Origin of the sequence: Actinomadura violacea, assembly GCF_017573465.1 — a bacterium.
GTDB lineage: Bacteria > Actinomycetota > Actinomycetes > Streptosporangiales > Streptosporangiaceae > Spirillospora > Spirillospora violacea.
This window is the reverse complement of record NZ_JAGEPF010000041.1, coordinates 74544-90005: the sequence shown is the minus strand read 5'-3', so window position 1 is coordinate 90005 and position 15462 is coordinate 74544. Positions and strand designations below refer to the sequence as shown.

The window sequence follows — 15462 nt, the reverse complement described above, 5'->3', positions numbered from 1 at the left end:
CGAACCACCACCCAGCCCGTCCGCAGCATCAAAGCCCACCGGCCCCGCAAGGCCGCCCCATGAAACCTAGAACATCCGTCAAGCATGTCCCGGGACTAGAACGTCAAGCATCTCGTGGGACTAGACAGCGGGCGCTGGCCGGGCGGGAGATGGGCGCCGATCCGCGCTGGTGAGTCAACCTTGGGATGCTCGGTTACGAGTACAGGGACTTCGTCGTGAGAGGCCGGCCGCTCGGCCCATGACAGCCGTCATGAGGGGCCGTTGTCGTCAACGTTTTCGCTGGTCACGAGGTGCGGGCAGGGGCGGGGTCGAACCGCCGACCTTCCGCTTTCAGCTAGGGCGACATCCCTGCCGCGCGTGCATCGGCCGAGGCCGAGCGGCTGCCACTGTGCGCCCGTGGCTGCCGCTGGTGCCTGCTGTTGCTGTCAGCGTTGCTGTCACTCGTGGGCCACCGCGTCGCTCATGCTGACCGGCGCGGTGTCGTAGTCGATGAGACGAGCCAGGGCCGCCCGATCCTGCTCGACGGTGACCCGCCGACCCACGCCATTCCGCCAGACCTGCCCACTGAGTGTTAGTGGCCAGCTGCGATTCCCCACTGGCGGCCAGTTGGCGGGGAACCAACTGGCCGCGATCGTCACTCTGTGCCATTCCCTTCCGGAGGGGCATGGCGGCAGTGGGTTGGAGCTGGGAGGTCTTGCTGTTGGTGGTGGAGATCAGATCCGGGGGCCGAGGAAGCAGCCACCGGAGGCGTCGATGACCTGTCCGGTCACCCAGCGGCCGGCTTCGGAGGACAGGAAGGCGACCACGTCGGCGATGTCGTCGGGCTGGCCGACGCGGGGGATGGCGTTGCCGGTGCCGACCATCTGCTGGACCTCGGGGTTGCCGAGCATCCAGGGGTTCATGTCGGTGACCGTCGGGCCAGGTGCCACCGCGTTGACGGTGATGCCTCGCGCGCCGATGACGTGGGCGAGGGAGCGGCTGAGGATCTCCACGGGCGCCTTGGTCATCGCGTACGGCGCCTCGGGCATCGCGATCCTGGTCGCCGCGGTGGTCACGTTGATGATCCGGCCGTTGTCGTTGAGCAGCGGCAGGGCTCGCTGGGTGATGAACAACGGTGCCTTGGTGTTGATCGCCACGAGCCGGTCGAACGCCTCGGGGGTGATGTCCTGGACCGTCCCGCCGGTGTTGATGGCGGCGTTGTTGACCAGGATGTCCAGCCGTGCCCGGCCGGTCCTGGCGGCCAGGCCCTGCTCCAGCGCGGCGAACAGGGCGTCGACGTCTCCGGGCACGCCCAGTTCGGCCCGTACCGGGAAGGCCTGGCCGCCGTCCTTCTCGATCAGCTGTACGGTCTCGGCGGCCGCATTGTCGTTGCTGCCGTAGTGCACGGCCACCAGGGCGCCACCGGTCGCAAGCCGCCGCGCGATGGCCCGGCCGATGCCACGCGAGGCGCCGGTCACCAGCGCGGCCTTGCCGGTCAGGTACGTCATCTCGTCACTCCAGGATCGTTGGCCTGATCAGGCATTTAGGATGGATCCCCGGAATCGCCGGAACAACGACAAAGTTCTCAAGAGTGGACTAACTCCAGCGTTAACAGTGTTGAGGGGGCCGTGGAGCTACGCGACATCGAGATCTTCCTGACCCTGGCGGAGGAACTCCACTTCGCCCGCACCGCCACCCGGCTGCACGTCACCCCCGCACGGGTCACCCAGGCGATCAAGAAGCAGGAACGCCAGATCGGTGCCCCGCTGTTCGAGCGGAGCACCCGCAGGGTGCGGCTGACCCCGCTCGGCCGGCAGCTGCGCGATGATCTGTGGCCGATCTACACTGGGCTCCAGGACGGCATGCGCCGAGCCAGGCTGGCCGCGCAAGGCATCACCGGAGTGCTGCGGCTGGGCATGATCCCCTACAACGCCTACGACCTGCATCGCTATTGGGAAACCTTCCGTAGCCATCACCCGCAATGGAAACTGCAGATCCGGATGGCTTCCTACGTTGATCCGTTCGCCGGGCTGCGCCGGGGCGACATCGACGTCCTGGTCGCATGGCTGCCCGTCGAGGAGGCCGATCTGACCGTAGGCCCGCTACTGCTCACCGAGCCGCGCGTGCTGGCCGTGGCCACCGATCACGAACTCACCCGGCACACCGCGGCATCGGTGGAGATGCTCGCCGACTTCCGGCACTCGGACGCTCCGTCCAGGCCCGACTACTGGGGGGAAAGCTACTGCCCGCCCCAGACTCCTGCGGGCCACCGGATCGACCGCAGTCTCCTCATGAATACCGCCGAGGAGATCCTTTCCGCAGTCACCGCCGGGGAGGCCATCACCCTCTTCCCTCAGCACGTCAGCCGCTACTGGAGCCGTCCCGACGTCACGTACCTGCCCGTTCTGGACATGAATGCGCTTGCGTTCGCGTTGGTATGGCAAACCGAAGCCGAGAACGACATGATCCGGGCCCTCTCCCAGATCGTCCGCGACCTGGGCCCCTTCGACGGAGCCACGCTCTGACAGGCTTCGCCCCCGTGGAGCCGGACCGGATCACTCGTTGACACCCCCCACGGGCCGCACCTGGTGACGTCACCGAGGGTGACTGAACAACTGGCCGTACGTGGGGAATTCGAGCTGGCCGTTGTCAACTGAGTTCGGCTTGTCCATGTTGCTGTAGGTAGCTCAATGCCGGCACCCAAAGCACACAGGCGTCACGCGCCCCGGCTCGCAGGGGTCTGAGGGCTGTGAAGCCTCTGGTTCGGGCTCGCTCACCCCACCTGGCCACAAGCAAGATCAAGGCCGTCCAGGAAAGTCCCCACCTGTCTCCTGGCCACCGCCGCAACCTCCCGCACGTCGCTCATCCGGCCCCGTTGTCAGCACCGCCGTTAGCACCCACACCCGTCCCGGAGGTGCGCGCGCGCGAACGGCGAGACGGTGTGACAGACAGCTTCGCGCGGGCGTGCCCTCCGGCCCGCGGGGAGCTGGGAGCAGCGAGACCCCCGCTTCGCGCTCGCTCAAGCATTGGACAGTGCTCTCCGTGCGGCGGTTGCAGTCCAGCGTCGAGCCGCTCTGCCCTGCCGTTTCCTTCTCGCGCCCTCGAATCTCGGCACGCATTCGGCACACAGCATCGGAGACCGAACGGGTGCTGCCGGCTTGGGAATAGCGCTGATACAGCCAATCGGGTCCCTTGACCTGGCGTCGCGGCGTACCGCGAGTGACCATCCCTGTCCTTGATCAACCTGGTTGATGGCCCGCTGTCGGCCCATCCAGCATCACGCTGACCTTGGCTTCCTCGCTGCGTGCAACGCTCATCGGCCTTGCAATAGCCCTGGGGCACACCCGCACGCGGTAACACCCTGCAACGGAGAGGCCGCCGTGTTCCGAGCCGGCCACGACCCGACGACGACGAGGGCGTGGATCCGGAATTCCTCGCGTCGGCTGATTGCCGATCCTGGGCTGCCGGGGACTGTTGAAAGAGGTGGCCAAGCGGCCATGGACCCACGCAACCGTAAGGTCCATGGCCTTGTCGGCCATGGGCTGTCCCCGGCTAAGCCAGGAACAGGAGAAAACAAATGAGAACGGTGAATTTGCCCAAACTCAGGGGCTCCCAAATGGGGGCCGCCCTCATGCTGGGCTCAGTGTTGATCGTCGGCGTGGGCTTCGTGTGCACCCGCGTACTGTCGGCGCCTCTCCAGGGGACCCTGGGGATGACCGTCTTCGGTGGTGGCATCCTCGTCGTGATCGCGCTCGCGCGAGACGGCGTCCAGGGACTGGACCCGCGCAAGCTGACTCCGCGTCAGCGGAGGGGGATGCTGCAGCACGCGCTGACCAGCTCCCTCATGAAGATCGGCGGGCCCATCGCGTTCGCCCACATCGGCGCGGGCCCCTACGCCAGCATCACCGCATTGGGGAGCCTTCTCGCCGGGCTTCCCAAGACCACGGGAACGGGTCGGGCCCTTCGGGTTCCGATCTTCCTCGCCGTGCTGATCGCGACCGGCGCCCTCCTGGGCGACCAGCGCATCAGCCTTCTGGGGATCATCGCCGCACTCGCTGCGGCGACGCATCCCTTCAACCTGCCGAGCCAGGCCAAACTGCTCGGCGACAAGCGCGACCAGGGTGTCGCACAGGCCAACGTCATCTGCATGGTGGTCGTCATCCCGGTGTGCTTCCCGTTGGCCGACTACCTCGGAACTCCGATCGGGAACTGGACATGGGGCCCCACCGAACTGGTCGCGATGCTGGGGGCAGGGCTGTTCGCAACGGCTCTCGCCGCCGTCATGCAGACGCGAGCGGGCATCCACCTGACCAAGGGCGGCATGGGTGTCTGGGCCGCCACGGCCCCGGCTCTCCAGCCGATGGTGGCGGTGGCACTGGCCCCCGTCCTCCTCGCCCTGTTCGGCATCGCGACGGTGAACCCGAGTCCCGTCCAGTGGGTGGCTTTCGGGATCGTCACCTCCACATCCGCCATCACCGCACGGCTGGACGCGGAGGCCGCCGAGGCCGCCGAGGAGACGCCGACAAGACGGGACTGATCCCGTCGCACCTGTTCACCGAGGGCGTGATCGTGCGCTCCTGAGTGCAGTCGATTAGTAGATCGTCGGCTGTGGGCCAGTTCACTGCCTTCGGGCGGGGAAAGCCAGAACAAGTCCTTTGCTATCGAGCATTGGATAAGCAGGGGGCCTGATGGCCTGCCAACCGCCGGGACGCAAGTCCCGGCGGTTCTCTTGTTGCAACTCGGTCCTGCACTCCCTGCATAGGCGTACATCGCTCCGGAGTGCCTATTTGCGTGAACGGACCGGTGTGGGTAGAACCGATTCGCGCGAATGAGTGTTCCGGTCCAGGGGGAGCTCCCTGGTATCAACGAGCTCAACCGACCTCGCAGAGACCCGCACAGACGCTCAGAGCCGTCAAACTCTCCGGACATGGGAGCTGGGGCCGGGTTCGCTTGCTTGCGTGTCCGGCGCCCGGCGCCGACGATGTGCTCGACTGGGGCCGTTACTGTCAAAAGGCCCGGAACCTGGTCTGGTTCCGGGCCTTTTGGCTGGTCACGAGGTGTGGGCAGGGGCGGGGTCGAACCGCCGACCTTCCGCTTTTCAGGCGGACGCTCGTACCGACTGAGCTACCTGCCCAGGACGCGCGTCGGCGCGTCTGGCGGTCCTGACGGGATTTGAACCCGCGGCCTCCACCTTGACAGGGTGGCGAGCACTCCTAGCTGCTCCACAGGACCTTGCTTGCCTCGAGCTTAGCGGCTTCGGGGCGGTGGCCTGACCGGCGGGCTGCCGGTCCTTGGCGACGTCCGAGAGCATACGCGACTCCTGAGGACGGCGCCAACTCGTTAACGGCGGGAGTGAGGCGGGCGGGATGGGGGAGGACGGGGGGACACGGAGCGTCATCGGGTGGATGCGGGGGTGTGTTTCGCTTTTGGGGGCCGGGTTCCTAGTCTGGCCGGGCCAGAGCCGCCCCGAGGGGCGGACGCAGACGTGAGAGGCTGGAAAGAACGCGTGGTCGCAAAGCTCCCAGACCAAGCGGACGGCTATCAGCGCGGGCTCGGTACCCGCCAGATTCAGATGCTGGCCATCGGCGGCACCATCGGCACGGGGTTGTTCCTCGGGGCCGGGGAGAACATCGCCAAGGCCGGCCCGAGTCTCGTGCTGACGTACGCCGTCGCTGGATTGATGTTGTTCTTCGTGATGAGGGCGCTCGGCGAGCTGCTCACCTACCGGCATGCGGAGGGGGGTTTCGCCGGGTACGCCCGTGAGTTCCTGGGCCCGTTCTGGGGGTACGCCACGACGTGGACGTACTGGATCATCTGGGTGACGACCGGGATGGCCGAGCTGACGGCGGCCGGGAAGTACGTGCAGAAGTGGTTCCCGGGCGTCGAGCAGTGGCAGACGGCGCTGGTGGCGCTGGTCGTGCTGTTCGTGGTGAACCTGATCTCGGTGAAGCTCTTCGGCGAGCTGGAGTTCTGGTTCGCGATGATCAAGGTCGCGGCGATCGTGATGATGATCCTGGTGGGGATCGGGGTGCTGGTCTTCGGGTTCAGCGACGCCGGGAAGACGGCGAGCGTCTCGAACCTGTGGGACCAGGGCGGGTTCTTCCCCGAGGGGTTCAGCCCGACGCTGATGACGCTGCAGATGGTGATGTTCGCCTACCTGGGCGTCGAGCTGGTGGGCGTGACGGCGAGCGAGGCGAAGGACCCGGAGAAGAACATCCCGCGGGCGATCAACGCGCTGCCGGTGCGGTTCGCGCTGTTCTACCTGCTGTCGCTGCTGGTGATCATGGCGGTGGTGCCGTGGACGGCGTTCAAGGGCGGGGCGAGCCCGTTCGTGCTGGCGTTCGACAAGATCGGCATTCCGGGCGGTGGGGACATCGTCAACTTCGTGGTGCTGACGGCGGCGTTGTCCTCGTGCAACGCGGGCGGCCTGTACTCGACGTCGCGGATGCTGCGGACGGCCGGGGTCAACGGAGACGGCCCGCGGGCGCTGGCGAGGCTGAACGGGCGTGGCGTGCCGATGCTCACCGTCGTCATCTCCGCGCTGGTCATGGGCGTGGGCGTGGTGGTGAACGCGGTCGTGCCGGACAAGGCGTTCGAGTACATCACGTCGGTGTCGACGGGTGGCGCGATCCTGGTGTGGAGCGTCATCCTGGTCGCGCACATGGCGTACCGGCGGAAGGCGGCGGCCGGTGTGCTGCCCAGGTCGCCGTACCGGATGCCGTGGGCGCCGTACACGAACTGGCTGGTGCTGGCGTTCTTCGCGTTCGTCACGGTGACGATCGCGTGGGAGGCGGACACGCGGGTCGCGCTGTACGTGATGGCGGGCTGGCTCGTGCTCGTCCTCGCGGGCTGGCCGCTGGTGTGGCGCAGTTCGCAGCGGGAGGCGCCGTCGGATGCCGCGATCGCCGAGGAGAGCACCACCGCATGATGCGATGATTCCCGTGGGACCTCGGGGACGGAGGCGCAGGTGACCAGGACGGTGGCGCGCGGTCTGCTCCCCGGGGTGCCCCGGACGATGCTCGAGGTGCGGGTCCGGTGGGTGCTCGCGGTCGTGGTGGTGGTCGCGAACATCGGCGGCGGGCTGGTGGTGCTGCTGTTCGCGACGTTCGTGGTGCCGGATCCGCCGCTGGACGATCCGGAGCATGTGCACCTGGTGAACGCGATCGCGTTCTTCGGCTATCCGGCGGTGGCGGGCCCTATCGCGCTGCTCGCGGGGCTGTGGTTGTGGCGTCCGGTGGTGAGCCTGGTGCGGGGCGGCCATATGCCCGACCAGGCGGAGGGACGGGCCGTCCTGCTGGGGCCCCTCCGGCTGACGTTCCTGGTCGGCGCGCTGTGGGGGGTCGGCGCGGCGGGCTGGGCGGGGCTGGACGTGGTGCTGTTCACCGGCCGGCTCGCGGTGAAGACGGGCCTGACGTGCCTGCTCGGCGCGGCGACGACCTGCACGATCGTGTACCTGCTGTCGGAGCGGCTGCTGCGGCCGGCGGCGGCGCTGGTGCTGGCGGCGGAGCGGCCGCGCAGGTTCCGGCTGCCGGGGGTGACGACGCGGGTGATGCTCGCGTGGGCGCTCGGGACGGCGATCCCGGTGTTCGGGCTGATCTGCGTGGCGGTCGCGGCGCTGGCGGCGCCGGACATCGACGTCGCCCAGCTCGCGATCACGATCCTCGGGCTGGGCGGGGTGGCGATCGTCGTCGGCATGTACGTGACGTACATGGCGACGCAGGCGATCGCGGACCCGATCAAGTCCGTCCGGACGGGGATGGCGCAGGTGGAGCGGGGCGACCTCGGCGCCGAGGTGGCGGTGTACGACGCGAGCGAGGTCGGGCAGCTGCAGGCGGGCTTCAACCACATGGTGGCGGGGCTGCGGGAGAACGAGCGGCTGCGGGACCTGTTCGGCCGACATGTCGGCGAGGAGGTCGCGGGGCTGGCGCTGGAGCGCGGCGACATCGAGCTCGGCGGCGAGACGCGGCAGGTGGCGGTGCTGTTCGTCGACCTGACGGGGTCGACGCGGCTGGCGGACACCCGCGGCCCGGACGAGGTGGTGGGGCTGCTGAACCGGTTCTTCGGCGTGGTGGTGGCGGTGGTGGCGCGGCACGGCGGGTGGATCAACAAGTTCGAGGGGGACGCGGCGCTGGCGATCTTCGGGGCGCCGACGGAGCTGGAGGACTCGGCGGGCGGGGCGCTCGGCGCGGCGCGGGAGCTGGCGGTGCGGCTGCGCGCGGAGGTGCCGATGCTGGACGCGGGGATCGGTGTGTCGGCGGGCCCGGTGGTGGCCGGCTACATCGGCGCGGAGCAGCGGTTCGAGTACACGGTGATCGGCGATCCGGTGAACGAGGCGGCGCGGCTGAGCGATCTGGCGAAGACGTCGCCGGGGCGGGCGCTGGCGTCGGGGACGGTCGTGGAGCTGGCGCATCTGGCGGAGTCGGACGAGTGGGAGTTCGGCAGGTCGGTGACGCTGCGGGGGCGCAGCCGCCCGACCCGGCTGGGCGCGCCGAGGCCGCCGAAGCCGGGGGTGGTGCCGGAGCCGGCGCCGGCGCCGGACGCGCAGGTGCCGCGGCGCGCGCGGTTCCCGCGTCCGCTGCGTCCGCTGCGGCGCGGGCGGCGGGCGCTGCTCGGGGCGCTGGTGCTGGCGAGGGCGGCCAGGAGCGCGAAGCCGGACGAGGCCGGGGCCGGCGGCGGTCCGGGGGAGGAACGGCCGCAAGGGGACGGCTGAGTCGATCCGGGGAAGATGCCGTGTCCGGCTCGTAACGCACGCCGCGGATGCGTAATGTCATCGTGTGTACACGGTCTGCTACCGGCTCGTAACCAGGGTGTCATCGAACGATTCGAGGGTCGAGGCGGCCAACCCCCGGCTCCCCGAGAGGTGACAATGTCCCGTCGGCATGGTCTCGCGTTCACGGCCGTCCTGACCGCGGCGGTGAGCACCGGCTCCGCGACGGCGGCCGCCGCGGACCCGCATCCGCTGCTCCCGTCGCTCGTCCCGCTCCTCCAACAGCAGCAGGCGTCCGCGCACCGGATCCTCGATGTGGGGCATCGCGGCGCGTCCGAGTACGCGCCGGAGAACACGCTCGCGTCGTTCCGGCTGGCGAAGTCCCGGCACGCGGACATGGTCGAGCTCGACGTCCAGCAGACGAAGGACCGCAAGCTGGTCGTCATGCACGACACGACGCTGGCCCGGACGACCAATGTGGAGCACGTCTACCCGAAGAAGAAGCCCTGGAAGGTCTCGCAGCTCACGCTCAAGCAGATCAAGAGGCTGGATGCGGGGTCCTGGTACTCGAAGAAGTACAAGGGCCAGCGCGTCCCGACGCTGGACGAGGCGCTGAAGGCGGCGAGCGGCAGCGGCCTCGGCATGCTGATGGAGCTGAAGAGCCCCGCGCTGTATCCGGGGATCGAGGGCCGGGTGGCCGCGGCGCTGAAGCGGCACCGGTCGTACTGGCTGGGCGCGAAGGGCCGGCCGAGCGAGCGGCGGCTGGTGGTGCAGTCGTTCGACTGGGCGTCGGTCAAGCGCTTCCACAAGGACCTGCCCGGCGTGCCGACCGGCCTGCTCGGCAAGCCGAAGGCCAAGGAGCTGAAGAAGCTCAAGGCGTACGCGGACCTGATCAACCCGTCCTACGGCGAGCTGACGAAGTCCTACGTGAAGCAGGTGCACGCCGCGCACCTGCGGCTGCTGACCTGGACGGTCAACAGCAAGACCAAGATGGCCAAGGCGGTCGACCTCGGGGTGGACGGGATCATCACCAACAAGCCGGACGTCCTGTACACCGTGCTGAAGGCGAGCGCCTAGGGCAGGGAGGGCAGCGCGGCGCGCGCGCGGGCGATCAGTGCCCGCGCGGCCGGTCCGCGCGGGCCCTCCGCCCGCCACGCGAGCGCGATCCGGCCGCGCAGCCGGGGCCGGACGATCGGCATCGACGCCAGCTCGTCCGCCCGGATCGCGGTGGCGGACTCGGGCAGGACCGCCACGCCCAGCCCGTGCGCGGCGAGCTGGGCGAGAACGGGCGGCTCGCCGGCCTCGAACGCGATCCGCGGGCGCAGGCCGGCGGCCGCGCACGCCTCGTCCAGGACGGCCCGCAGCCCGGTGCCCTTCGGCAGGCTGGCGAGGTCGTGCTCGGCGAGCGTGCGCAGGGAGACCGACGAGCGCCCGGCGAGCGGGTGGTCGCGCGCCATCGAGGCGAACAGGTCCTGCTCGATGACGGACTGGACGGCGATGCCGGGCGGCGGCTCGGCGCCGAGGCTGAGGAAGGCGAGGTCGGTGCGGCCGGCGAGCAGCCCCTCGGCGAGCGACGCCGAGTCGTCCTGGACGACGGTGACCTCGACGTTCGGGTGGTCGCGGTGGAACCCGACGAGCAGGCCGGGCAGGTCGAGGGAGGCGATCCAGTCGATGGTGCCGATGGTGACGTGGCCGCGCAGCAGGCCGGTCAGCTCGTCCACCGAGAGCCGGGCGCCTTCGACGGCGGCGAGCGCGGCGCGGGCGTAGGGCAGCACGGCGGCGCCGACCTCGGTGAGCCGGACGGTCCGCCCGGAGCGGTCGAGTAGCGGCTGCCCGAGCTCGCGTTCGAGCTGCCGGATCTGCGCGCTGACGCCGGGCTGCGCGACGTGCAGCTTCGCGGCCGCCTTGGTGAAACCGGCCTCTTCGGTGACCGCCACGAAGTACTCCAGCTGGCGCAGCTCCATAACCGGGGATGCTAACAGCGGGAACGTCCAGCGCTGGAGCTTCTGGCCGACTCGGGCCGTCCGCCGGGGGCGGATGCGTGGAACCTCCCGGTACGGCGGGCGCGCGGAGCCCTCGCGCGGTCCCTGACGCGCCGGTCGCGGCGGTGGCACCGCGGCCCCGCGGGCCGGACGGCCGAAACGGACGAGCGTAGCGTCCTCGCAGGTCAGCGGGGCGTCATGGGCAACCATTTCTTTGGCCTCTCTTGGACGCCGGGCGCCCGTCGCGAGGACTGAATCCGGTGCTGCGGGTGATTACCTCACCTGCGGGAGGTCGGGTGTACGGACGGCGAACATGGTCCATACGGGTGCGAATGACCGTGATTGCCGGGACGGTCGCCGCCCTGATCTGCGCCGTCCTCGTCACCCTGATCGTCATCGGGGTGCGCGGCCGCGTCACCGAATACAAGCGCAACCAGGCGCTCTCCGAGGCGCTGCGGGTCGTCGAGGACTTCCGGACCCGGCCGGTGCGCGGCGCGATCAGCGCGCCGCACGGCATCGCCATCCAGGTGCTGGACGCCCACGACACCGTGATCGCCGGTACCCCGGGCGCGGTGAAGGGGCCGCCGATGGCCACCTTCCGGCCCGGCGCCGCGACCGGCTTCAAGGACGCCCAGGTGCTCTGCCCGCCCGCCGGCCTGCGCGGCTGCCACTGGGTGATCGACTTCACCGTCCGGCAGCCGGCCGGGGAGTGGCAGGTCTACGCCGCCGCGCCGAGCATCCCCTGGTACGTCAGCGGCGGCCTGCTGACGTTCCTGGTCAGCGTCGGCCTGCTGCTGGTGCTGCTGGTGGCCCTGCGGACGTGGCGGACCGTCGACCGCACGCTCGCGCCCGTCGACGAGATCCGCCGCGAGCTGACCGAGATCACCGCGAGCAAGTCCGGCCGCCGGGTCACGGTGCCGGAGAACCGGGACGAGATCAGGCGGCTCGCCGAGGCCGTCAACGCGACCCTCGACCGGCTGGACGCGGCGCTCGCCAAGCAGCGCGGCTTCACCTCCGACGCCTCGCACGACCTGCGCAGCCCCATCGCCGCCGCGCGCACACAGCTGGAGGAGGCGCTGCTGTACGCCGACGACATCGACTGGCCGCGCACCGCCCGGACCGTCCTGCAGACCCTGGACCGGCTGCAGGCCATCGTCACCGACCTGCTGCAGCTCGCCCGGCTGGACGCGGGCGCCTGGCAGGACACCGAGACCGTCGACCTGGCCGCCATGGTCACCATCGAGCTGGCCCGCTCGGACCGCAGCAAGCGGATCGTCACGCGACTGCAGGAGGGCGTGCAGCTGCGCGGCGACCGGCTGCGGCTCGTCCGGCTGTTCACCAACCTGCTGGACAACGCGGAGCGGCACGCAGAATCGCAGGTGAGCGTCACCGTCCGCGACGAGGACGGAACCGCCGTCCTGGAGGTGCTGGACGACGGCGCGGGCATCGCGGCGGACGAGCGCGAGGTCGTCTTCCAGCGGTTCGCGCGGCTCAAGGCCGGCAAGGCCCGCGACGCCAACGGCACCGGCCTCGGCCTGCCGATCGCCCGCGAGATCGCCAAGGCGCACGGCGGCACGCTGAAGGTCGAGGACAGCGACCGCGGCGCCCGGTTCGTCCTGCGCATCCCGCGCGAGTCCTGATCGGCCGCGACCGCCCGGGGCGTGGTCAGCCGCGGCCGTCCGGCGCGAGCCGCATCCAGCCCTTGAGCCGCGACTCCTTCACCCGGCACGTGAACGGCGCGTACCGCGCGGAATCGTGGCCCGGCGCGTGCGCGAGCACCGACTCGTAGACGAACGCGGACGCGACGAAGCCGAGGTCGGCGCGGGTCTCGGCGAGGCGCTGGCGGAGCGGGCGGGCGTCCAGCAGCCGGGCGGCGTGGATCACCGACGAGCCGGACACGCCCTGCGGGTCGGTGGTCACCGGCCCGACGTGCAGCGCCATCCGCAGCTGGATGCGGACGGCCTCCTGCGCGGCCTGGTTGTGGCGGCGCAGCGACGCGGCGAGCCGCGCGACGACCGGCTCGACGGCGGCGACCGGGGTCTCGGGCGGGACGACGATCAGGGCGCCGTCGCCGCGGTCCTCGCGGTGGCACTCGTCCCACGGGACGCCGGACTCCGCGAACGCCTCCCACAGCAACTCGTACATGATCCGGCGCATCTCGAGCCGGTCGATGTCGTTGCGGTACGGCGCGCTGAAGGACGCTATGTCGACGAACATGATGGAGCAGATGTGGCCCGCCCACGGCCGTCGCGCTGGAGGCTCCTTCAGGGCGGTGGCATACGAGCCTCCAGGCGCGCCCTTGGGCTGCGCATAGGACGGGGTGAGCCGCAGGGTGGGCTCCGCCGCGCGCGCGGCGTACGGGGACAGGACGCCGTCGTCGTCGTACGGAGTGACCGCGGCGTAGGCGCTCGTCCCCGTATACGGATCGATGGGCGCTGCGTAGGGGTCGATGGGCGCCGCGGTGGCGCGGGCCTGCTCCTGCGACGGGAACACGCGCTCGGTCAGCCGGTCGTACACCTCCTTCTCCACCACGGCGACGACCCGTGTGTGCGCGGTGAGGTAGGCGGCGAACTCCTGGGTCGTCATCCACAAGGCGCGGACGGTGTCGACCGCGACGACGGTCGCGGACCGGCGCCGCAGCAGCAGCGCCGCACGCTCGCCGATGATGTCGCCGGGGCCGCGGAACGCGACGATCCGCTCGCCGCCGTCGCGGTCGACGCAGATCCGCACCGCGCCGGAGCGGATCACGAGCAGGTGGTCGGCGGCGTCGCCCTCGCGCCACAGCACCTCGCCGAGCGGGTACTCGGCCTCGTGCGCGGCCGCGATGAACGCGGCCTGCTCCAGCGGGGCGAGCGAGGCCCAGAACCCGGGCCGCGCCGGACGGCCCGCGGCGCCCGCTGCCTTGCCGCCCGCGGGCCGGACGGCCGTACCGCCCGCGCCCGCGGCGCCGGCCCTGCCCGCGGTGCCGGCCCCGCCGACCGCGCCGGCCGTGGAGAGCGCGGCCGCGTCGGGGTCGTGCAGGTGCGAATCGGGGGAGTGGGGGTGAACAGGAGGAAGGTCGAAGGTCGGGGGACGATTCTGCTGTCTTGACATGTCGGAGAACCCCATGCCTCGAAGCGCGCTCAGGGGCGCGCCGTGCCATCGCGTCCGTCGTGCCGGGGGGGCGCCGGCGGCGGACGGGCCGTGCCGAAGTCGCGTCCGGCTCTGGCCCAGGCCGCGTGATCGCGGTTAGACTGGGGGCGTCCGCAGAGCACGTTTCACCAGGTCAGTACGGTGTTCCCGCATCTGCGCAGGAGGGCCCGCAGACCCGGTGCGAGGTGCCCGGCGGTGCCGAGGAGTCGCCTCCCGCCTTCCGGCCGATCGTCTTGGCTCGCAACCGGTGATCGTCCGACGGCGGGGGCGACTCTTTCTCTTCTTCTGGAATTGCCGAAAAGCGCCTTCTCCGGATCGCCTCCCCGTACCGCCCGCCCGGCGGCGGCTGCCCGCGCCGCCGGGTCGTGCCGTTCCGTTCTCGCTCCAGTCCACCGGACGGACCGCGGTACCCCCGCCGCGTGTTCACCCTGTGTCAGGATCGTGTCTGTTCTGAGGTGGCAGGCCGCCCTCTTGCGGGACGGTTGCTGCTATTCTGCTACCTAGCACATTACAACATAGTCTACCGACATACAGCACGCCGAAACCTCCTGATCGTCCGAGTTTCCGGGTCATCACGGGGAAGGGATCTCGCCGGCGCCGATCGACGGCCGGGGCAGGTGTCGGAGTGTTGACATGCGTCCTGACATCTAGCGCAATGCCAGGTAGCATGCGGTGAGGTGGCGACAACTACGCAGAGTGAGCCGTCATATGACCAGTGATCAGGGGCCCATCGTCCAGAGCGCGCTGCTGCGCACCGAGCTCGTCCGCCTCCGCAAGGAGAAGGGGCTGACGCAGGAGCAGGTGGTCCGCGAGCTGGAGTGGTCGCCGTCCAAGCTCATCCGGGTCGAGGGCGGCAAGAACGCCATCACCCGCACCGACCTCCAGGCCCTCCTGAACGTCTACGACGTGACCTCGGAGGGGCGCCAGGAGCGGCTGCAGGCGCTGGCCCGCGGCGCGCGCGAGCCGGCCTGGTGGAACGCCTACCGCGGCGACTTCGACCCGAACTTCCTCAACTACGTGGGGTACGCCACCGGCGCCGCCTACATCCGGCACTTCCACGGCTCGGTGATCCCCGGCCTGCTGCAGACCCGCGAGTACGCCGAGGTCCTGTCCACCGGCAAGGTGTCGCAGCAGGCGCGCGCGCTCGGCGTCAGGATGCGCATGCAGCGCAAGGAGGAGCTCGCCAAGCGCGAGCATCCGCCGCGGCAGCTCTACATCATCGACGAGGCGGTCATCCGCCGCCACGTCGGCATCAAGACCGACCCCGGGATCATGCCCGCGCAGCTGCGCGACATCGCCGACCAGGCCGAGGCCGACGACCTGCTCACCGTCCGGATCATCGGGTTCAGCGCGGGGGCGCACCTCGGGCTGGAGGGGCCGTTCACCCTCCTGGAGTTCGACGGCGACCTCGACGACGTGCTGTTCCTGGAGGGCCGGTCGGGCAGCAGCGCCCTGATCACCGGCGAGGACGACCGGATCACCGAGTACCGCGACACCTTCGAGCTGCTGCTGGACGACGCGCTCTCCGCCGAGGAGTCCATCGCGCTGCTCCGCCGGACCGCCGAGGACCTGATGGCCTGACCGGCGCCCTTTTCCGGTGGCGCGAATCGACCGCGACGGGAGGTGACGCCGTTCCGGCCCTACCCCTAACCGAGTGGTCTC

At 70.3% G+C, this 15462-nt stretch carries 10 protein-coding genes and 2 tRNA genes; 7 read left to right on the top strand and 5 right to left on the bottom strand.

The features are described 5' to 3' along the window. Positions 1-713: 713 nt before the first annotated feature. Complete coding sequence (locus J4709_RS46790) at positions 714-1487, bottom strand: SDR family oxidoreductase (RefSeq protein WP_208251956.1); 774 nt, start codon at positions 1485-1487, stop codon at positions 714-716. A gap of 120 nt (positions 1488-1607) precedes the next feature. Between J4709_RS46790 and J4709_RS46785 the strand changes: the two genes are divergently transcribed. Together J4709_RS46785 and J4709_RS46780 are read left to right on the top strand one after the other, a co-directional pair. Further along, on the top strand, positions 1608-2504 hold the full coding sequence (locus tag J4709_RS46785; protein ID WP_208251955.1) for a LysR family transcriptional regulator: 897 nt from the start codon (positions 1608-1610) through the stop codon (positions 2502-2504). A 1118-nt stretch (positions 2505-3622) separates the two neighbouring features. Beyond that, a complete protein-coding gene (locus tag J4709_RS46780; protein ID WP_208251954.1) occupies positions 3623-4516 on the top strand; it encodes a hypothetical protein in 894 nt (297 codons plus the stop codon). A gap of 523 nt (positions 4517-5039) precedes the next feature. Here the strand turns inward: J4709_RS46780 and J4709_RS46775 are convergent. Beyond that, positions 5040-5113 (bottom strand) — tRNA-Phe (locus J4709_RS46775). Positions 5114-5133: 20 nt separating this feature from the next. Further along, positions 5134-5211: transfer RNA gene (locus J4709_RS46770), tRNA-Asp, on the bottom strand. A gap of 274 nt (positions 5212-5485) precedes the next feature. Here J4709_RS46770 and J4709_RS46765 point away from each other — a divergent pair. The 3 genes from J4709_RS46765 to J4709_RS46755 all read left to right on the top strand — a co-directional run bounded on the left by J4709_RS46765 (position 5486) and on the right by J4709_RS46755 (position 9763). Continuing rightward, a complete protein-coding gene (locus J4709_RS46765) occupies positions 5486-6907 on the top strand; it encodes an amino acid permease (RefSeq protein WP_208251953.1) in 1422 nt (473 codons plus the stop codon). Positions 6908-6946: 39 nt separating this feature from the next. Next, positions 6947-8689, top strand: a complete 1743-nt coding sequence (locus tag J4709_RS55235; RefSeq protein WP_307802104.1) for an adenylate/guanylate cyclase domain-containing protein — start codon at positions 6947-6949, stop codon at positions 8687-8689. 156 nt (positions 8690-8845) lie between these two features. After that, positions 8846-9763: a glycerophosphodiester phosphodiesterase gene (locus tag J4709_RS46755; protein ID WP_208251952.1), complete on the top strand. Its 918-nt coding sequence runs from the start codon at positions 8846-8848 to the stop codon at positions 9761-9763. Here J4709_RS46755 and J4709_RS46750 read toward each other — a convergent pair. Then, positions 9760-10650 carry a LysR family transcriptional regulator gene (locus tag J4709_RS46750; protein WP_208251951.1) on the bottom strand — a complete coding sequence of 297 codons (891 nt, stop codon included), beginning with the start codon at positions 10648-10650 and terminating at the stop codon, positions 9760-9762. The two genes, J4709_RS46755 and J4709_RS46750, sit on opposite strands and share 4 nt — an antisense overlap. A gap of 350 nt (positions 10651-11000) precedes the next feature. On the opposite strand from J4709_RS46750, the gene J4709_RS46745 reads away from it, so the two are divergent. Further along, positions 11001-12308, top strand: a complete 1308-nt coding sequence (locus J4709_RS46745) for a sensor histidine kinase (protein WP_208251950.1) — start codon at positions 11001-11003, stop codon at positions 12306-12308. A gap of 25 nt (positions 12309-12333) precedes the next feature. Here J4709_RS46745 and J4709_RS46740 read toward each other — a convergent pair whose 3' ends face one another. After that, on the bottom strand, positions 12334-13761 hold the full coding sequence (locus tag J4709_RS46740) for a cyclic nucleotide-binding domain-containing protein (RefSeq protein WP_208251949.1): 1428 nt from the start codon (positions 13759-13761) through the stop codon (positions 12334-12336). Positions 13762-14508: 747 nt separating this feature from the next. Here J4709_RS46740 and J4709_RS46735 point away from each other — a divergent pair. Beyond that, the gene (locus J4709_RS46735; RefSeq protein WP_208251948.1) at positions 14509-15381 is read left to right on the top strand and encodes a helix-turn-helix domain-containing protein; all 873 of its coding nucleotides are present in this window, start codon (positions 14509-14511) and stop codon (positions 15379-15381) included. The last annotated feature ends 81 nt before the right edge of the window (positions 15382-15462 follow it).